Below are 13578 nucleotides of genomic sequence, written 5' to 3'. Positions count from 1 at the left end.
GTGCCGATGCGCTCCCAGTCCTGCCCGGCACCCTGGTAGCGGTACACCCCGCTGCCGTCAGGGGCGACCCTGAGCAGCCCCGCCCCACCGCCATAGATCTGTTCGGCTGTTCCGCGTCCGCTGATCTGGGTCCAGGAGGTGCCTGTGTTCCAGCGGTAGACACCGTCGGGTGACCGGCCGTAGATGGCGTCGTCGGTGACGACCCACTGCGAGCCCGGGCCGGCGGTGCCGATGCGCTCCCAGTCCTGCCCGGCACCCTGGTAGCGGTACACCCCGCTGCCGTCAGGGGCGACCCTGAGCAGCCCCGCCCCACCGCCATAAATCCGATCCGCCGCCCCCGATTCTCCGACAGGGGTCCAGGAGGTGGCTCCGCTCCAGCGGAAGACGCTGTCCGTCGCCGACCGCATACATACGGTGCCGCCGGTCTCCGTCGCCGTTGCCGCGGCCGCCGGCTGCGCGGTGAGCAGCGGCGTCACGACCGCACCCGGCAGGGTGAGCAGGAGCGCGGTCAGCCGCACACGCCATCGTCGACCTGGTGGCATGGCGGCCCTTCTCCGCGCTGCGGCCGCAGGCAGACCCGTCGCGATCCTTGTCGCTGCGGAAGCGCCCCGAACCTGATACATGCACATATTCCTCTCGCTGGAGCCGATGTCGTACAGCTGGCAGGCCACACACCCGCAGGCGTGCGGGGAAGGCCCCCGCCGCTCACCGAGCGCCCATCCTCCGCCGCCGTCGAGAGGAGGTGTGAGTGGTAGAAATGGCGGATGTCGCAAGAATCCTTCCACGACCTCGCGGGGCTCCGCCCGCACCGAGTGGCGGTCCTCGTGGACGAGAACACCAACCCGTTCGAACTGGGCTGCGCCACCGAACTCTTCGGCCTGCCCCGGCCCGAACTCGGCCGCGACCTCTACGACCTCACGCTCTGCACCCCGGACGACCGCACCCTCACGCGCGGCCGCTTCTTCACCCTCACCGAAACAGCCGGCCTCGAAGCCGCGGACGCCGCCGACACCCTGGTCGTCCCCAGCAGGCCGGACGTCGACCGTCCCCGTCACCCCGCTCTCCTGGACGCCGTACGCCGCGCCCACCGGCGGGGTGCCCGGCTGGTCTCCTTCTGCACCGGCGCGTTCGCCCTGGCCGAGGCCGGCGTGCTCGACGGCCGCCGGGCCACCACGCACTGGCAGTGCGCGGACCTCCTGCGCTCCCGCTACCCCGCCGTCCGCGTTGAACCCGACGTCCTCTTCGTCGACGACGGCAGCATCCTCACCTCCGCGGGCAGCGCCGCCGCACTCGACCTCGGCCTGTACATCATCCGCCGCGACCACGGCGCGGAGACCGCCAACACCATCAGCCGCCGACTCGTCTTCCCCGCCCACCGCGACGGCGGGCAGAAGCAGTTCATCGAACGCCCCCTGCCCGACCTGCCCGACGAATCCCTCGCCCCCCTGCTGGCCTGGGCCCAGGAGCGGCTCGACACCCCCCTCACCGTCGCGGACCTCGCAGCCGAGGCGGCCGTGAGCACCACCACCCTGCACCGCCGCTTCCGCACCCAACTGGGCACCACACCCCTCGCATGGCTGACCACACAACGCGTCACCCTCGCCCGCCGCCTCCTCGAACGCGGAGAGACCCGCGTCGAAGCCGTCGCCCGCCACAGCGGACTCGGCACCCCGGCCAACCTCCGCACCCTGCTACGCCGTGAGACGGGACTCACCCCCTCGGTCTACCGGCAGCGCTTCGGCCCGGAAACCCGCTGCACAACCGGACCCTCCGCCGCCCCCACCCCCGGCCCCAGCCATGACCACGACCACGACCACGACCACATCATCGGCCCTACCCACTCCATACCCACGCAGCCCACGCAGCCCACACACGCCCAGCCACGCCCCACCAGCCGCCGCCTCGATCGAGTGATCAACGGTCCTGCTCATCAGGTGACTCCTTCGGGGAAGCCCACACCTGATTCATGACACAGCCTGCGGTAGCTTGAGCCGTTCGGGGTGGACACCGCCCAGGGGCGCGTTTCGACAGCCCTCGGGCGCCACCCGGCACTTCGGGCAGCGGCCCGTACGGCGCGGGTTGTCCGTACCGGCCTCGACGGCCGTGACGGGTGCGTGCTCGGCGGCGGTCTCGCGGTCCATCTCCCGGGCGACCGGCCACGGCGGCACGTCGATGGCCACGGTCCCCGACGGCGAGTGCCAGTACAGGGCCCCGCGCCCGTACAGGCCCCGCGCGGTGTCGCAGTCCCGCTTGTAGTCGATCCAGCCACGGACGCCGAGCTCGCGCAGCACGGTCAGGACGCGCCGCAGATCGTCGAGGTCGCCCGGTAGTCGCGGGTGTAGACGCACGCGCGGGTGAAGTCCTTGAGCACCTTGGACTCGGTGCCGAGGTAGCCCTCGATCGTGGCGCCGCGGATCCGCGCCCACAGCTCCTGGTCGATGCCCTTGGGCATCCACTTGCCGGTGACCCGGTTGCCGAACTCGTCCAGGCCCTCGTCGAGCCGTTCGGGCGCGCGGACACGGTCGGTCCACCCCAGGCCCTTCGGGGGCGGCAGCCCGGCCCGGCTCACGGGCCCGTCACCGGTTGGCGAGGGCATGGCGTTCAGTCCTCTGCTCCGTCGTCCTCGTCGTCGTCCAGCCCGGGGGCGTCCGGGTCGCGCAGCGGGCGCAAGCCGCCGGCCGGGACGGAGGCGGTGAAGCTGTAACGGCCCAGCACGTTGAGGTTCTTGTGCTTCAGCGGCGACAGCCGGGCGATGTCCTCGTCGCGGATCTCGTGGCCCTCGGCCCGCAGCTGGGCGACCGCGGCGTCGATGTAGCGGGTCGTCCAGAGCACGACGGCGTTGAGGACCAGACCGAGGGAGCCGAGCTGGTCCTCCATGCCGTCCCGGTACGCCTGGTGGATGGTGCCGCGCTTGCCGTGGCACACGTCCCGGGCGAGCTTGTGGCGGGACTCCTGCACGGTGAGCTGCCGGTTCATCTGCCGGCGGTAGGTGTCGTCGACCGGGTCGACCACAGCGAGCAGGTGCAGGGTCTTGGCGATGCGCCCGTACTCGGCGAACGCCTGCCCCAGCGGGGTGGGGTGGCCCTCGCGGCCGAACATCCGCAGCAGGTCGTACGCGCGGACCTGGTTGGTGACCAGGGAGCCGGCCACCCGCAGCATGTCCGGCCAGTGCGTGATCACCTTGTTCAGGTTCACGCGGTTGCGGGCGATGTCCTCCAGCGGCCCGTACGTCCCCGTCTCGACGCCGGGCATCGTCGCCCGCCAGAACCGCTGGTCGTCAAGGTCACGGAACCTGGGGCTGAAGTTGTAGCCGAGGATCTTGAACAGGCCGAACACCATGTCGGAGTCCGAGGCGTTGTCGGTCGCCACCATCTCCGGCTTCACCCCGCCGTCCAGGTTCAGCAGCGCGTCCGAGATGTGCAGGGAGTCGCGCGGGGTGCCCGGGGCGACCATCTGCCCGATGCCCGCGACCTGGTCGTCGACCGCGTTGAGCCAGGTGATGCCCCGCTTGAACCCGAAGTACTTCGGCGACGGGGCGGCGTTGATCGTACGGACGGGGACGACGAAGCGGAGGCCGTCGACGGAGGCGAGCAGTCCGTCGCCCCAGTAGCGGACGATCGGCACCTCGGCCTGGGCGGCGATCAGCGCGGCGTTCGCCGCGGCGATGGTGTCGGCGCGCAGGTAGTACTGGTCGACGTGGACCAGCCGGGAGCGGGTCAGGGCCTCGACGCCCGGGTTGGTCACCGGGGTCAGGCCGATGTTGCACGCCTCCGACACCAGCAGCGCGACCAGCGAGGTGTGCAGGTCCTTCATGCGGGTGGTGCCGTCGCCCAGGTGCACGAAGGCGTCCAGGAACTCGGTCCAGGAGTGGACCTCGAACAGCAGGTCCGGCAGGTCGATCTTCGGGAGCATCTTCTCGACGGTCTTGCGCAGCCAGCGCAGGCTCTTGGACTCGCCCAGCGCGCCGAGCGCGTCCACGTTCAGCTTCGCCCGCCCGTTCGGCTGGACCTCGATGGAGACCTTCGCGTCCTTCCCGGCCTCCTCCAGCCGCTCGGCCATCAGCTTCCACGCCGCGTCCAGCGCGCTCACCAGCGCCGCCAGGTGCTCCTCGACGGGCATGTCCAGGCTCAGCCCGGCCAGGACGTCCTCGCACACGGCGTCCCACTCCTTGCCGTCCAGCAGCCGGGCGCGCGGGTCGGACCAGCGGTGCGACGGGGAGGCGAACACGTCCCGGCGCTGAAGGGCGCGGTGCAGCTGCTCCAGCACGCAGACCACGTACGCGTCCCGGTCCACTGCCCCCTGCGGCAGCGACGGGTTGGCGTACACCGCCTTGCGCCACGCGGCCGGCACGAGCTTGTCGTCGACCTCGCGCGGCAGCAACGGCTTGTCCTTCACCCGCCGCCGCGCGAGCGCCGGCAGCAGCACCCGGTTCCGGCGCAGCCAGCCCACCGCCTGGTTGAACAGCGCCACCGGCCCCTCGGCGTGCGTCCACGCCCGGCCGTGCAGGAACGTGCGGAACCTCCGGCCCCACTCGGGGTCTACGTACGGGTGATAGCCGTAGGCGTCCCGGATCTCCCACGCGTGGTCATACAGCGTCTGGCGCCGCTCGGCGTACCGCTTCACGCACGACGGGTCCTCGATGCCAAGCTGCGCGGCCAGGTGCTCGACCACCGACCACGGCACGGCGAGGGGGTCCTCCAGGAACAGCCCGATGTAGCGGACCGTGCACATCTGGAGGGCGAACCCGAGTTGGTGGTGCTTCGTACGCCGCAGTGCGATCAGATCACGGTCGACATCGTCCAGGAAGAAGAACCGCTCCAGCTCCGGACGCGTGGGCTCCTCGGCGAACTTCCCGTACGCCTCAGCCTGCTGCAAATTCCACCGGCACGCGGCGGACGGTAGCCGCTCTACGACCATGATCGACGATCTTCCGCGAACCCAAGCGCGGCACCCGATCACTGCGCTAGACGACCAAGATCAATCTCACCGATAACCGCTGTACCACTGTTCCCCAAGGCCGAACTCGGTTACGTCCCACGGAGGTTGTTGCGCGGGGACCGCCGCACCCCCATCACTGGGGGGCGGGACGACGGCGGTCCCCGCGGGGGACACGGGCCCGGGTCAGGGCCGGTCTCGCGTCCGGAAGGCGTCGTCAGGAGGTCCGGGAGCCGCTCCGTAGTCCTCGACGCCGACAACGAACAATGTGCCGGACGCGTGTTAAGCGCGTGCTGCGCGTACGTGTCACGCTCGTACCGATTGCGCGAACGCCCGCTCGACCACGCTTCGCGCTACTTCGCGACGCCCTTCGCCCCGCCGTTCGCCAGGAACGCCAGCAGGTCCTGACGGCTCACCACACCCGTCGGCTTGCCCTCGACCAGCACGATCGCCGCGTCCGCCGACTCGCCGAGCACGGACATCAGGTCGGCGACCGGCTCACCCGAGCCGACCTGCGGCAGCGGCGCGCTCATGTGGCGCTCCAGCGGGTCCTCCAGGGACGCACGCTTGGTGAAGAGCGCGTCCAGGAGCTCGCGTTCGACGACCGAGCCGACGACCTCCGCCGCCATGACGTCCGGGTGACCGGCGCCCGGCTTCACGATCGGCATCTGGGAGACGCCGTACTCCCTCAGCACCTCGATGGCCTGACCGACCGTCTCCTCCGGGTGCATGTGGACGAGAGAGGGCATCACACCCTCCTTGTGCCGCAGCACGTCGGCGACCGTGGCGGAGGAGGTGTCCTCCAGGAAGCCGTAGTCGGCCATCCACTCGTCGTTGAAGATCTTCGACAGGTAACCGCGGCCGGAGTCCGGCAGCAGCACGACCACCACGTCGTCCGGGCCGAGGTCCTTGGCGACCTCGAGCGCGGCCACGACCGCCATGCCGCAGGAGCCGCCGACGAGCAGGCCCTCCTCCTTGGCGAGGCGGCGGGTCATCTGGAAGGAGTCCTTGTCGGACACCGGGACGATCGCGTCGGCGACGTTCCGGTCGTAGGCGGTGGGCCAGAAGTCCTCGCCGACGCCCTCGACCAGGTACGGCCGGCCGGAGCCGCCGGAGTAGACGGAGCCCTCGGGGTCGGCGCCGATCACCTTCACCGAGCCGCCGGAGACCTCCTTGAGGTAGTTGCCGGTGCCGGAGATGGTGCCGCCGGTACCGACGCCTGCGACGAAGTGGGTGATCTTCCCCTCCGTCTGCTCCCACAGCTCCGGGCCGGTGGTCTCGTAGTGGGAGCGAGGGTTGTTCGGGTTGGAGTACTGGTCCGGCTTCCAGGCGCCCGGGGTCTCACGGACGAGGCGGTCGGACACGTTGTAGTACGAGTCGGGGTGCTCGGGGTCGACGGCGGTGGGGCAGACGACGACCTCGGCGCCGTACGCCCGAAGCACGTTGATCTTGTCCGTGGACACCTTGTCGGGGCAGACGAAGATGCACTTGTAGCCCTTCTGCTGGGCCACGATCGCAAGGCCGACACCGGTGTTCCCGGATGTGGGCTCGACGATGGTGCCGCCGGGCTTGAGCGCCCCGCTCTCCTCGGCCGCTTCGATCATGCGCAGGGCGATGCGGTCCTTGACCGAGCCGCCGGGGTTGAAGTACTCGACCTTGGCCAGGACGGTCGCCTGGATTCCCGCCGAGACGTTGTTGAGCTTCACCAGCGGGGTGTTGCCGACGAGGCTGATCATCGAGTCGTGGAATTGCACCGTAATCTCCGGGGTCTCCGTAATGGTGCGTCCAGCGTATGCGTAGTCGGAGCAGGTTACGGGGCAGTTACATCCTGAACGGCTTGAAGGAGGTGACTGCCCCCATGTCGAGGGCGAGGGTGGCACGGCGGATCGCGGCGGGCGCGGCGTACGGAGGCGGGAGCATCGGGCTGCTCGGTGCGGCGGCCGTGGGTGTGCTCCTGGCCGAGGTGCAGCTGGCGAAGCGGAACGTGGGGGGCGGGGTGGCACCCCTGCCGCCGGGGGCGGACGGACTGTACGGGCACTCGTTCGCGGCCTCGGATCCCGGTTCGGCCCCTCTTCGGCTGGCCCTTCTGGGTGATTCGACGGCGGCGGGTCAGGGAGTGCGCCGCGCGGGGCAGACCCCGGGGGCGCTGCTGGCCTCGGGCCTGGCGGCGGTGGCCGAGCGGCCGGTGGTGCTGCGGAACGTGGCCCTGCCGGGGGCCCGCTCGGACGATCTGGAACGTCAGGTGTCGCTCTTGCTGTCCTCCCCCTCGGGGCCGCCGGACGTGGGCGTGATCATGATCGGTGCGAACGACGTCACGCACCGGATGCCGGCGACGGAGTCGGTGCGGCAGCTCGCGGCCGCGGTGCGGCGGCTGCGGACCGCGGGGGCGGAGGTGGTCGTGGGGACCTGCCCGGACCTGGGGACGATCGAGCCGGTCTACCAGCCGCTGCGGTGGCTGGCACGCCGGGTGTCGCGGCAGCTGGCGGCGGCGCAGACGATCGTGGTGGTGGAGCAGGGCGGCCGGACGGTGTCGCTGGGCGATCTGCTGGGCCCGGAGTTCGCGGCGAACCCGCGGGAGATGTTCGGGGCGGACAACTACCACCCGTCGGCCGAGGGGTACGCGACGGCGGCGATGGCCGTGTTGCCGACGGTGTGCGCGGTGCTCGGCGTGTGGCCGGAAACCGACCGTCTGGAGCCGGACCGTCACGAGGACATGCTGCCGGTGGCGAAGGCGGCGGCGGAGGCGGCGAAGGAGGCCGGTACGGAGGTCACGGGGGCGCGGGCGCCATGGGCCCTGCTCAAGCACCGCCGCCGCCGGCGCCTCGCGGAGACGGCCCCGGCGCCGGATCCCGCCACATCCCCGGAGGAGGCCCCCCGCCCCTGAGCCCCGGACCGGCCGCCCGGGAGGGGGTGCGCCCGGCCGCCGGGGGCTACCTACCTACCCGGGCCGCCGGGCGCGAGCCCTGCCCCCCCGTGGGGCCTACCGGGTCCCGCCGTGGGGCGTACCGGGTCCCACGGTGGGGCCTACCGGGTCCCGCCGTGGGGCGTACCCCGTCCCCCCGTGGGGCCTACCGGGTCCCGCCGTGGGGCGTACCCCGTCCCCCCGTGGGGCCTACCGGGTCCCGCCGTGGGGCGTACCGGGTCCCACGGTGGGGCCTACCGGGTCCCGCCGTGGGGCGTACCGGGTACCACGGTGGGGGCAGGAACACTCTCGGCGGGCCGGGGCCGCCTCCTGGCAGGGACGGGCTCTCGGCGGGCCGGGGCCGCCCTCGGCGGGGGCGAGGGAACGGCCCCTGCCGGCTGACGACGCGCTCCCTGGGGTTTCGGGGAGGGGTGGGGCGGGGGAGATGACCATCAGGGAGCTGAGCGATCGCTTAGAAAAGAGGTCCGCGTCACACCGCCCGAGCGGTGACCCGTGCCGTACGTGCAGGTAACTTCCCTTTCAGTCCGTCCACCCGCATCCTCCTGGAGCCGTGATGCCCGAAGCCGTCATCGTCTCGACCGCCCGCTCCCCGATCGGCCGGGCCTTCAAGGGCTCCCTGAAGGACCTGCGGCCCGACGACCTCACCGCCACGATCATCCAGGCCGCCCTCGCCAAGGTCCCCGAGCTCGACCCGCGCGACATCGACGACCTGATGCTCGGCTGCGGCCTCCCCGGTGGCGAGCAGGGCAACAACCTGGGCCGGATCGTCGCCGTCCAGATGGGGATGGACCACCTCCCCGGCTGCACGATCACCCGCTACTGCTCCTCCTCGCTCCAGACCTCGCGCATGGCGCTGCACGCCATCAAGGCGGGCGAGGGCGACGTCTTCATCTCGGCCGGCGTCGAGATGGTCTCCAGCTTCACGAAGGGCAACTCGGACTCCCTGCCCGACACGCACAACCCCCTCTTCGCCGACGCCGAGGCCCGCACGGCCGCCGTCGCCGCCTCCGAGGGCTCCAGCTGGCACGACCCGCGCGAGGACGGCCTCGTCCCCGACGCGTACATCGCCATGGGCCAGACCGCCGAGAACCTGGCGCGCTGGAAGGGCATCAGCCGCCAGGAGATGGACGAGTTCGGCGTACGGTCCCAGAACCTCGCCGAGCAGGCCATCAAGAACGGCTTCTGGGAGCGCGAGATCACCCCGGTCACGACCCCGGACGGCACGGTCGTCTCCACGGACGACGGCCCGCGCGCGGGTGTCACGCTGGAGGGCGTGCAGGGCCTCAAGCCCGTCTTCCGCCCCGACGGCCTGGTCACCGCCGGCAACTGCTGCCCGCTCAACGACGGCGCCGCCGCGCTCGTGATCATGTCGGACACGAAGGCCCGCGAGCTCGGCCTGACCCCGCTCGCCCGCATCGTCTCGACCGGCGTCTCGGGCCTCTCCCCCGAGATCATGGGCCTCGGCCCGGTCGAGGCCTCCAAGCAGGCCCTCAAGCGCGCCGGTCTGACGATCGACGACATCGACCTGGCCGAGATCAACGAGGCCTTCGCCGCCCAGGTGATCCCGTCCTACCAGGACCTGGGTCTGGATCTGGACAAGGTGAACGTCAACGGCGGCGCCATCGCCGTCGGCCACCCCTTCGGCATGACCGGCGCCCGCATCACCGGCACGCTGATCAACAGCCTGCAGTTCCACGACAAGCAGTTCGGCCTGGAGACCATGTGCGTCGGCGGCGGCCAGGGCATGGCCATGGTCATCGAGCGGCTGAGCTGAGCCGTAGCGGAGGGTAGGGGTCGCCTGAGGGACGAAGGCGGCACTCCCCCAGCCTTCGGCCGGGGGCGCCCCCAGCCCGCAGCGGAGTCGAAGCGAAGCGCGAGCGAAGAAGCGAGCGGCTGAGCTGAGCCGTAGCGGCCGCGGGCGGGCGGCGGCGCTCCCATGGCCGTCCGACACGGGATTCAACCGCTCCGCGTCCCGGCCGTGACCGAATCTCCCCCAGGATGTGACCTATGTCCCGGGGGAGAGCTGTTTCCGCAGGTCACAGCAGTTTCGGGACTAAACACCCGGCCTAAATACCTGTCCATTTCGTGACGTAATGCACTGACAGGACGCGCACTCCCGGGACAAGCTGATGTAGGAAGTCGGGGGATCGACTCGGAATCGGGAGTACGTCAGTGAGCGCCATGTCCTTTGCCCTGCTGGTGACCACGGCCGCCGCCACGGCCGTGGGCGCCGCCGCCCTGCACGCTGCCCACGGTCTCCGTAAGCAGGTCGTCGCCCTGCGTGGCGAACTCGCCGCCGCGCGTGGGGTGTCCGTCCCGCACGCCCGGGAGACGCCCGCCTCGGAGATACGCGCCGCGGTCGCCGAGGCGCTCGCCGAGGAGCGCGAGCGCGAGCTCGCCGAGGCGCGTGCCTTCTGGGCGGCCCAGGAGGCCCGTGACGCGGCCGACGCGCCCTCCCTGCTGGGCGGCCTCGGCGGCCCCGCCGAGGACGGCGGCCCCTTCTACGTGCCGCGCCAGGCGGACTTCGCGGGTCTGGAGGCCATGGCCCTGGAGGCGATGGAGGCCGAGGCCGCCGCGCTGGACGGCCCGGGCGTCGACAGCGTCCTGGAGGAGTTCCCGGAGCTGACCGAGTACGCGGAGGACTCCCCCGAGCTCGCCGCGGCCCGCCGTCGCCACCCCTCGCACCCGGACTTCGTCCCGGTCCAGACGCCCGTCGTCACCGACCACGAGCGCACCGTGTCGCGCCTTGAGGAGCTGGCCGACACGCGCGTCGCGCTGACCGACGTACGCCCCGGCCCGCTCGGCACGCTCGACGTGTACGTCTTCGCCGACGGCACCACGCTCTGCATGACCCCCGGCCACCGGGAGACCGCGGAGCGCCTCGCCGAGGCCCTGCGCGCCGGCCGTACGCCGGTCCTGCTCGGCGGCTCCGGCGTCTCGGGCGCGTACGCCCTGACGTTCTCCTTCGGGGAGGCGGACGACGAGAACGTCTACATCCTCGCCGACCGCGTGATCGCCTCGCTCTGACCCGGCCCGGCGGCCGTGCCGCCGGGTCTACAGCCCCGAGCGCGCCGCCGCGTCCCGCACCAGCCTCACGGCCTCGCCCAGTTCCCCTTCCCGGGAGCCGGCCGGGGCCGTTCGCAGAGCCTCCGCCAGATCGGTTCCCGCGACGAGCAGTTGGTCGGCGACGGCGAAGACGCCCGCGTCCGGCATGATCCGGCCCTCCCCGTCCCCGACCGCCTCGGGCTCCTCGATCCGCTGCGCCCAGAGCGCCAACCGCCGGGCCAGCGCGAGCCCTTCGGCGGCTGCACCGCGCTGGAGCCGGCTCTGCGGGGCGGCCCGCAACCGGTCGGCGAACCGTTCGACGGCGGCGGTCAGTTCAGTCGTATCGAGCACTCCGCGACCCTACGCGCCCTCCACGCACTGTTGCCAACGCGCCGACGCTCGGGCACGGTGTCGGGAAGGAGCACACGGCAACACGCGTCCGGAGGCGCCGATGTCCCACGCATTCTCCGAAGAGACCCACCGCAACCTGCTCGCCCGTATCCCGCACTGCACCGGTCGTGAGATCTCCGACTGGCTTCGCACCGTCGAGGAAGGCCCCTCCCTCGTCCGCTTCGAGGAGAAGGTCAGCTGGCTCCGGGGCGAGCACGACCTCGCGTACGGCCACGCGAAGGCGATCATCCATGAGTACGACCTTCGACGGGCGGCCCGTCGACTGCTCTGACGTCGACCGCACCGGCGTCCGGTGAGGGGCCCGGCGTGGGCCCCTCACCCTCGGTAGAGTGGGAGAACGATGGTTCTCCCACGCGAGGGGTGATCGGACCATGCAGACCATGGACGCCGAGACCGCCGAGGAGCGGCTGCTGGAGGCCGCCGAGGAGCTGTTCGACGAGCGCGGGGTGCAGGCGGTCGGCATGGACGCCATCCGTTCCGCGTCGGGCGTCTCGCTCAAGCGCCTCTACCAGCTCTTCCCGTCCAAGGACCATCTGGTGTGGGCCGTCCTGAACCGCCGTGACGGCGCCGTGCGCGAGGCCATCGCCGCTCACGGAGCCGCGCATGCCACCACCCCGTACGAGCGCGTCCTGGCGGTCTTCGACCACCTCGGCGAGCGGTTCGCCGACCCCGGCTTCCGGGGCTGTGCCTTCATCAACACCTTCGGCGAGATGGGTGGCATCTCAGCGGACGTCGCCGCCATCGCCCGCGGACACAAGCAGGCCCTGCGGGGGTACTTCGCCGAGCAGACCGCCGCCCTCGGGGCGCCCGGGGAGCTGGCCGACCAGCTGGCGCTGCTCGCCAACGGCGCCATGGTCGTCGCGGGCATCGACCGTTCGCCCGAGCCGGCCGCACAGGCGAAGGACGCGGCCCAGGTCCTCCTGAACGCGGCGCTCAAGGGCTGACCGCACCCGGCCCCCGGCTGACCGCCCCCGGCCCCCGCCGTCCGCCCCGGCCCCAGCGCCCTCAGCCCCGCCGTCCGCCCCGCCCTCCGCGCCCCGAGCACCGCCCCGCCCCGCGCCGCGCCCGCTGTGACGTGGCACACGGAACGCGGAAGGGCCCGCCCGGAAGCCGGGCGGGCCCTTCGTCACACTCGCGTGTGCGCACGGGTCGTGCGTCAGTCGTCGCCCTGCAGGATCGACAGCAGACGCAGCATCTCCAGGTAGATCCACACCAGGGTCAGGGTGAGGCCGAAGGCCGCCAGCCAGGACTCCTCGCGCGGGGCGCCGTAGGTCAGGCCGTCCTCGACCTGCTTGAAGTCCAGGGCGAGGAAGCAGGCACCGAGGATGATGCCGATGACACCGAAGAGGATGCCGAGGCCGCCGCTGCGGAAGCCCAGGCCGTCACCGGCGCCGTCGAAGAGCGAGAAGAGCGCGTTGACCGCCATCAGCAGGATGAAGCCGATCGCGGCCGCCATCACGAAGCCGTAGAAGCGGCGCGTGACGCGGATCCAGCGCATCTTGTACGCGATCAGCACACCGGCGAAGACCGCCATCGTGCCGAGCACCGCCTGCGCGACCACACCGGGCGAGATGTAGGTCGAGACCGTGGCGGAGATGACGCCGAGGAAGAATCCCTCGAATGCCGCGTAGGAAAGGATCAGCGCAGGCGAGGGCTTGCGCTTGAACGACTGGATCATCGCCAGGACGAAGGCCACCAGGGCGGCGCCGATGGCGACCCCGTAGGACTTGCCGAGGTTCTCCGGGTCGACCGGCATGACGATCCACGACAGGGCGGCGAAGACGACGACCGTGCCGAGCGTCATGGCCGTACGGCTCACGACGTCGTCGATCGTCATCACGTTGCCGGGGGCCTGCTCCGGGGCGCCGAGCTGCGTGTCCTGGGCGTACGGGTTCGTCGCGTACGGGTTCGTCGCGCCTTGGGCGTACGGGTTGGTCCCGACGGCGGGGCCCCCGGCCTGCGGCTGCGGCGGCGGTGTGAAGCCGGCGTGGCCGTTGTCGCGGCTGAACCCCCGTCGCGAGAAGACCGGGTTACTGCTCCTCATCTCACTCCTCCATGGCCGCACTGCGCGGCCTTGCGTCAAGAGTAATAGGGAAGCAAAAGAAACTCCCTAGTGCTCGGGGAGGATCTTTCCGAGATCGTTAGGGAGGCGCCGGGATCGACGGCGGTGAGCTGTGCCCGGAACCGGACTCGAACCTGTTCCGAACGGGCCTCTGACCTGGGATAACGTCGCGAGCTGGGCGTTTCTCCCCGCGCATCCTCGT

At 71.5% G+C, this 13578-nt stretch carries 11 protein-coding genes and 2 pseudogenes; 6 read left to right on the top strand and 7 right to left on the bottom strand.

Features of this window, described 5'->3' with window-relative positions; all coding sequences use genetic code 11:
- Positions 1-407 (bottom strand): annotated as a pseudogene (locus ACFUJR_RS32230) (hypothetical protein); the annotation flags it as partial.
- Between the two features lie 357 nt (positions 408-764).
- On the opposite strand from ACFUJR_RS32230, the pseudogene ACFUJR_RS32225 reads away from it, so the two are divergent.
- A pseudogene (locus ACFUJR_RS32225) lies at positions 765-1745 on the top strand (GlxA family transcriptional regulator); the annotation flags it as partial.
- A 219-nt stretch (positions 1746-1964) separates the two neighbouring features.
- Here the strand turns inward: ACFUJR_RS32225 and ACFUJR_RS32220 are convergent.
- The 4 genes from ACFUJR_RS32220 to ACFUJR_RS32205 form a co-directional block, all read right to left on the bottom strand.
- A complete protein-coding gene (locus ACFUJR_RS32220; protein WP_383168716.1) occupies positions 1965-2348 on the bottom strand; it encodes a hypothetical protein in 384 nt (127 codons plus the stop codon).
- Positions 2294-2596, bottom strand: a complete 303-nt coding sequence (locus ACFUJR_RS32215) for a putative phosphothreonine lyase domain-containg protein (RefSeq protein ID WP_383168713.1) — start codon at positions 2594-2596, stop codon at positions 2294-2296. Before ACFUJR_RS32215 ends, ACFUJR_RS32220 begins: the two co-directional genes overlap by 55 nt.
- Positions 2597-2601: 5 nt before the next feature.
- Positions 2602-4875 (bottom strand): Tn3 family transposase, encoded by a 2274-nt coding sequence (locus ACFUJR_RS32210; RefSeq protein WP_383168711.1) that lies wholly within the window; start codon positions 4873-4875, stop codon positions 2602-2604.
- 413 nt (positions 4876-5288) lie between these two features.
- Complete coding sequence (locus ACFUJR_RS32205; RefSeq protein ID WP_383168708.1) at positions 5289-6689, bottom strand: cystathionine beta-synthase; 1401 nt, start codon at positions 6687-6689, stop codon at positions 5289-5291.
- Between the two features lie 104 nt (positions 6690-6793).
- On the opposite strand from ACFUJR_RS32205, the gene ACFUJR_RS32200 reads away from it, so the two are divergent.
- The 3 genes from ACFUJR_RS32200 (at position 6794) to ACFUJR_RS32190 (ending at position 10885) form a co-directional block, all read left to right on the top strand.
- The gene (locus ACFUJR_RS32200) at positions 6794-7819 is read left to right on the top strand and encodes an SGNH/GDSL hydrolase family protein (RefSeq protein WP_383168705.1); all 1026 of its coding nucleotides are present in this window, start codon (positions 6794-6796) and stop codon (positions 7817-7819) included.
- Between the two features lie 592 nt (positions 7820-8411).
- Positions 8412-9632, top strand: coding sequence for an acetyl-CoA C-acetyltransferase (locus ACFUJR_RS32195; RefSeq protein ID WP_383168703.1), 1221 nt, complete (start codon positions 8412-8414; stop codon positions 9630-9632).
- Between the two features lie 398 nt (positions 9633-10030).
- A complete protein-coding gene (locus ACFUJR_RS32190; RefSeq protein WP_383168700.1) occupies positions 10031-10885 on the top strand; it encodes a hypothetical protein in 855 nt (284 codons plus the stop codon).
- A 27-nt stretch (positions 10886-10912) separates the two neighbouring features.
- Here ACFUJR_RS32190 and ACFUJR_RS32185 read toward each other — a convergent pair whose 3' ends face one another.
- Positions 10913-11254, bottom strand: a complete 342-nt coding sequence (locus tag ACFUJR_RS32185) for a hypothetical protein (RefSeq protein ID WP_383168698.1) — start codon at positions 11252-11254, stop codon at positions 10913-10915.
- Between the two features lie 100 nt (positions 11255-11354).
- Between ACFUJR_RS32185 and ACFUJR_RS32180 the strand changes: the two genes are divergently transcribed.
- Positions 11355-11585: a DUF4287 domain-containing protein gene (locus tag ACFUJR_RS32180; RefSeq protein WP_352188531.1), complete on the top strand. Its 231-nt coding sequence runs from the start codon at positions 11355-11357 to the stop codon at positions 11583-11585.
- Positions 11586-11694: 109 nt separating this feature from the next.
- A complete protein-coding gene (locus ACFUJR_RS32175; protein WP_383168694.1) occupies positions 11695-12258 on the top strand; it encodes a TetR/AcrR family transcriptional regulator in 564 nt (187 codons plus the stop codon).
- 212 nt (positions 12259-12470) lie between these two features.
- Here the strand turns inward: ACFUJR_RS32175 and ACFUJR_RS32170 are convergent, their stop codons facing one another.
- Positions 12471-13358 carry a Bax inhibitor-1/YccA family protein gene (locus tag ACFUJR_RS32170; RefSeq protein WP_383168691.1) on the bottom strand — a complete coding sequence of 296 codons (888 nt, stop codon included), beginning with the start codon at positions 13356-13358 and terminating at the stop codon, positions 12471-12473.
- Between the last annotated feature and the right edge of the window lie 220 nt (positions 13359-13578).

It is taken from the genome of Streptomyces sp. NPDC057271 (assembly GCF_042668715.1).
Classification (GTDB): Bacteria; Actinomycetota; Actinomycetes; order Streptomycetales; family Streptomycetaceae; genus Streptomyces.
The sequence above is the reverse complement of the archived record's forward strand: the minus strand, read 5'-3'. Positions and strand labels throughout refer to the sequence as shown.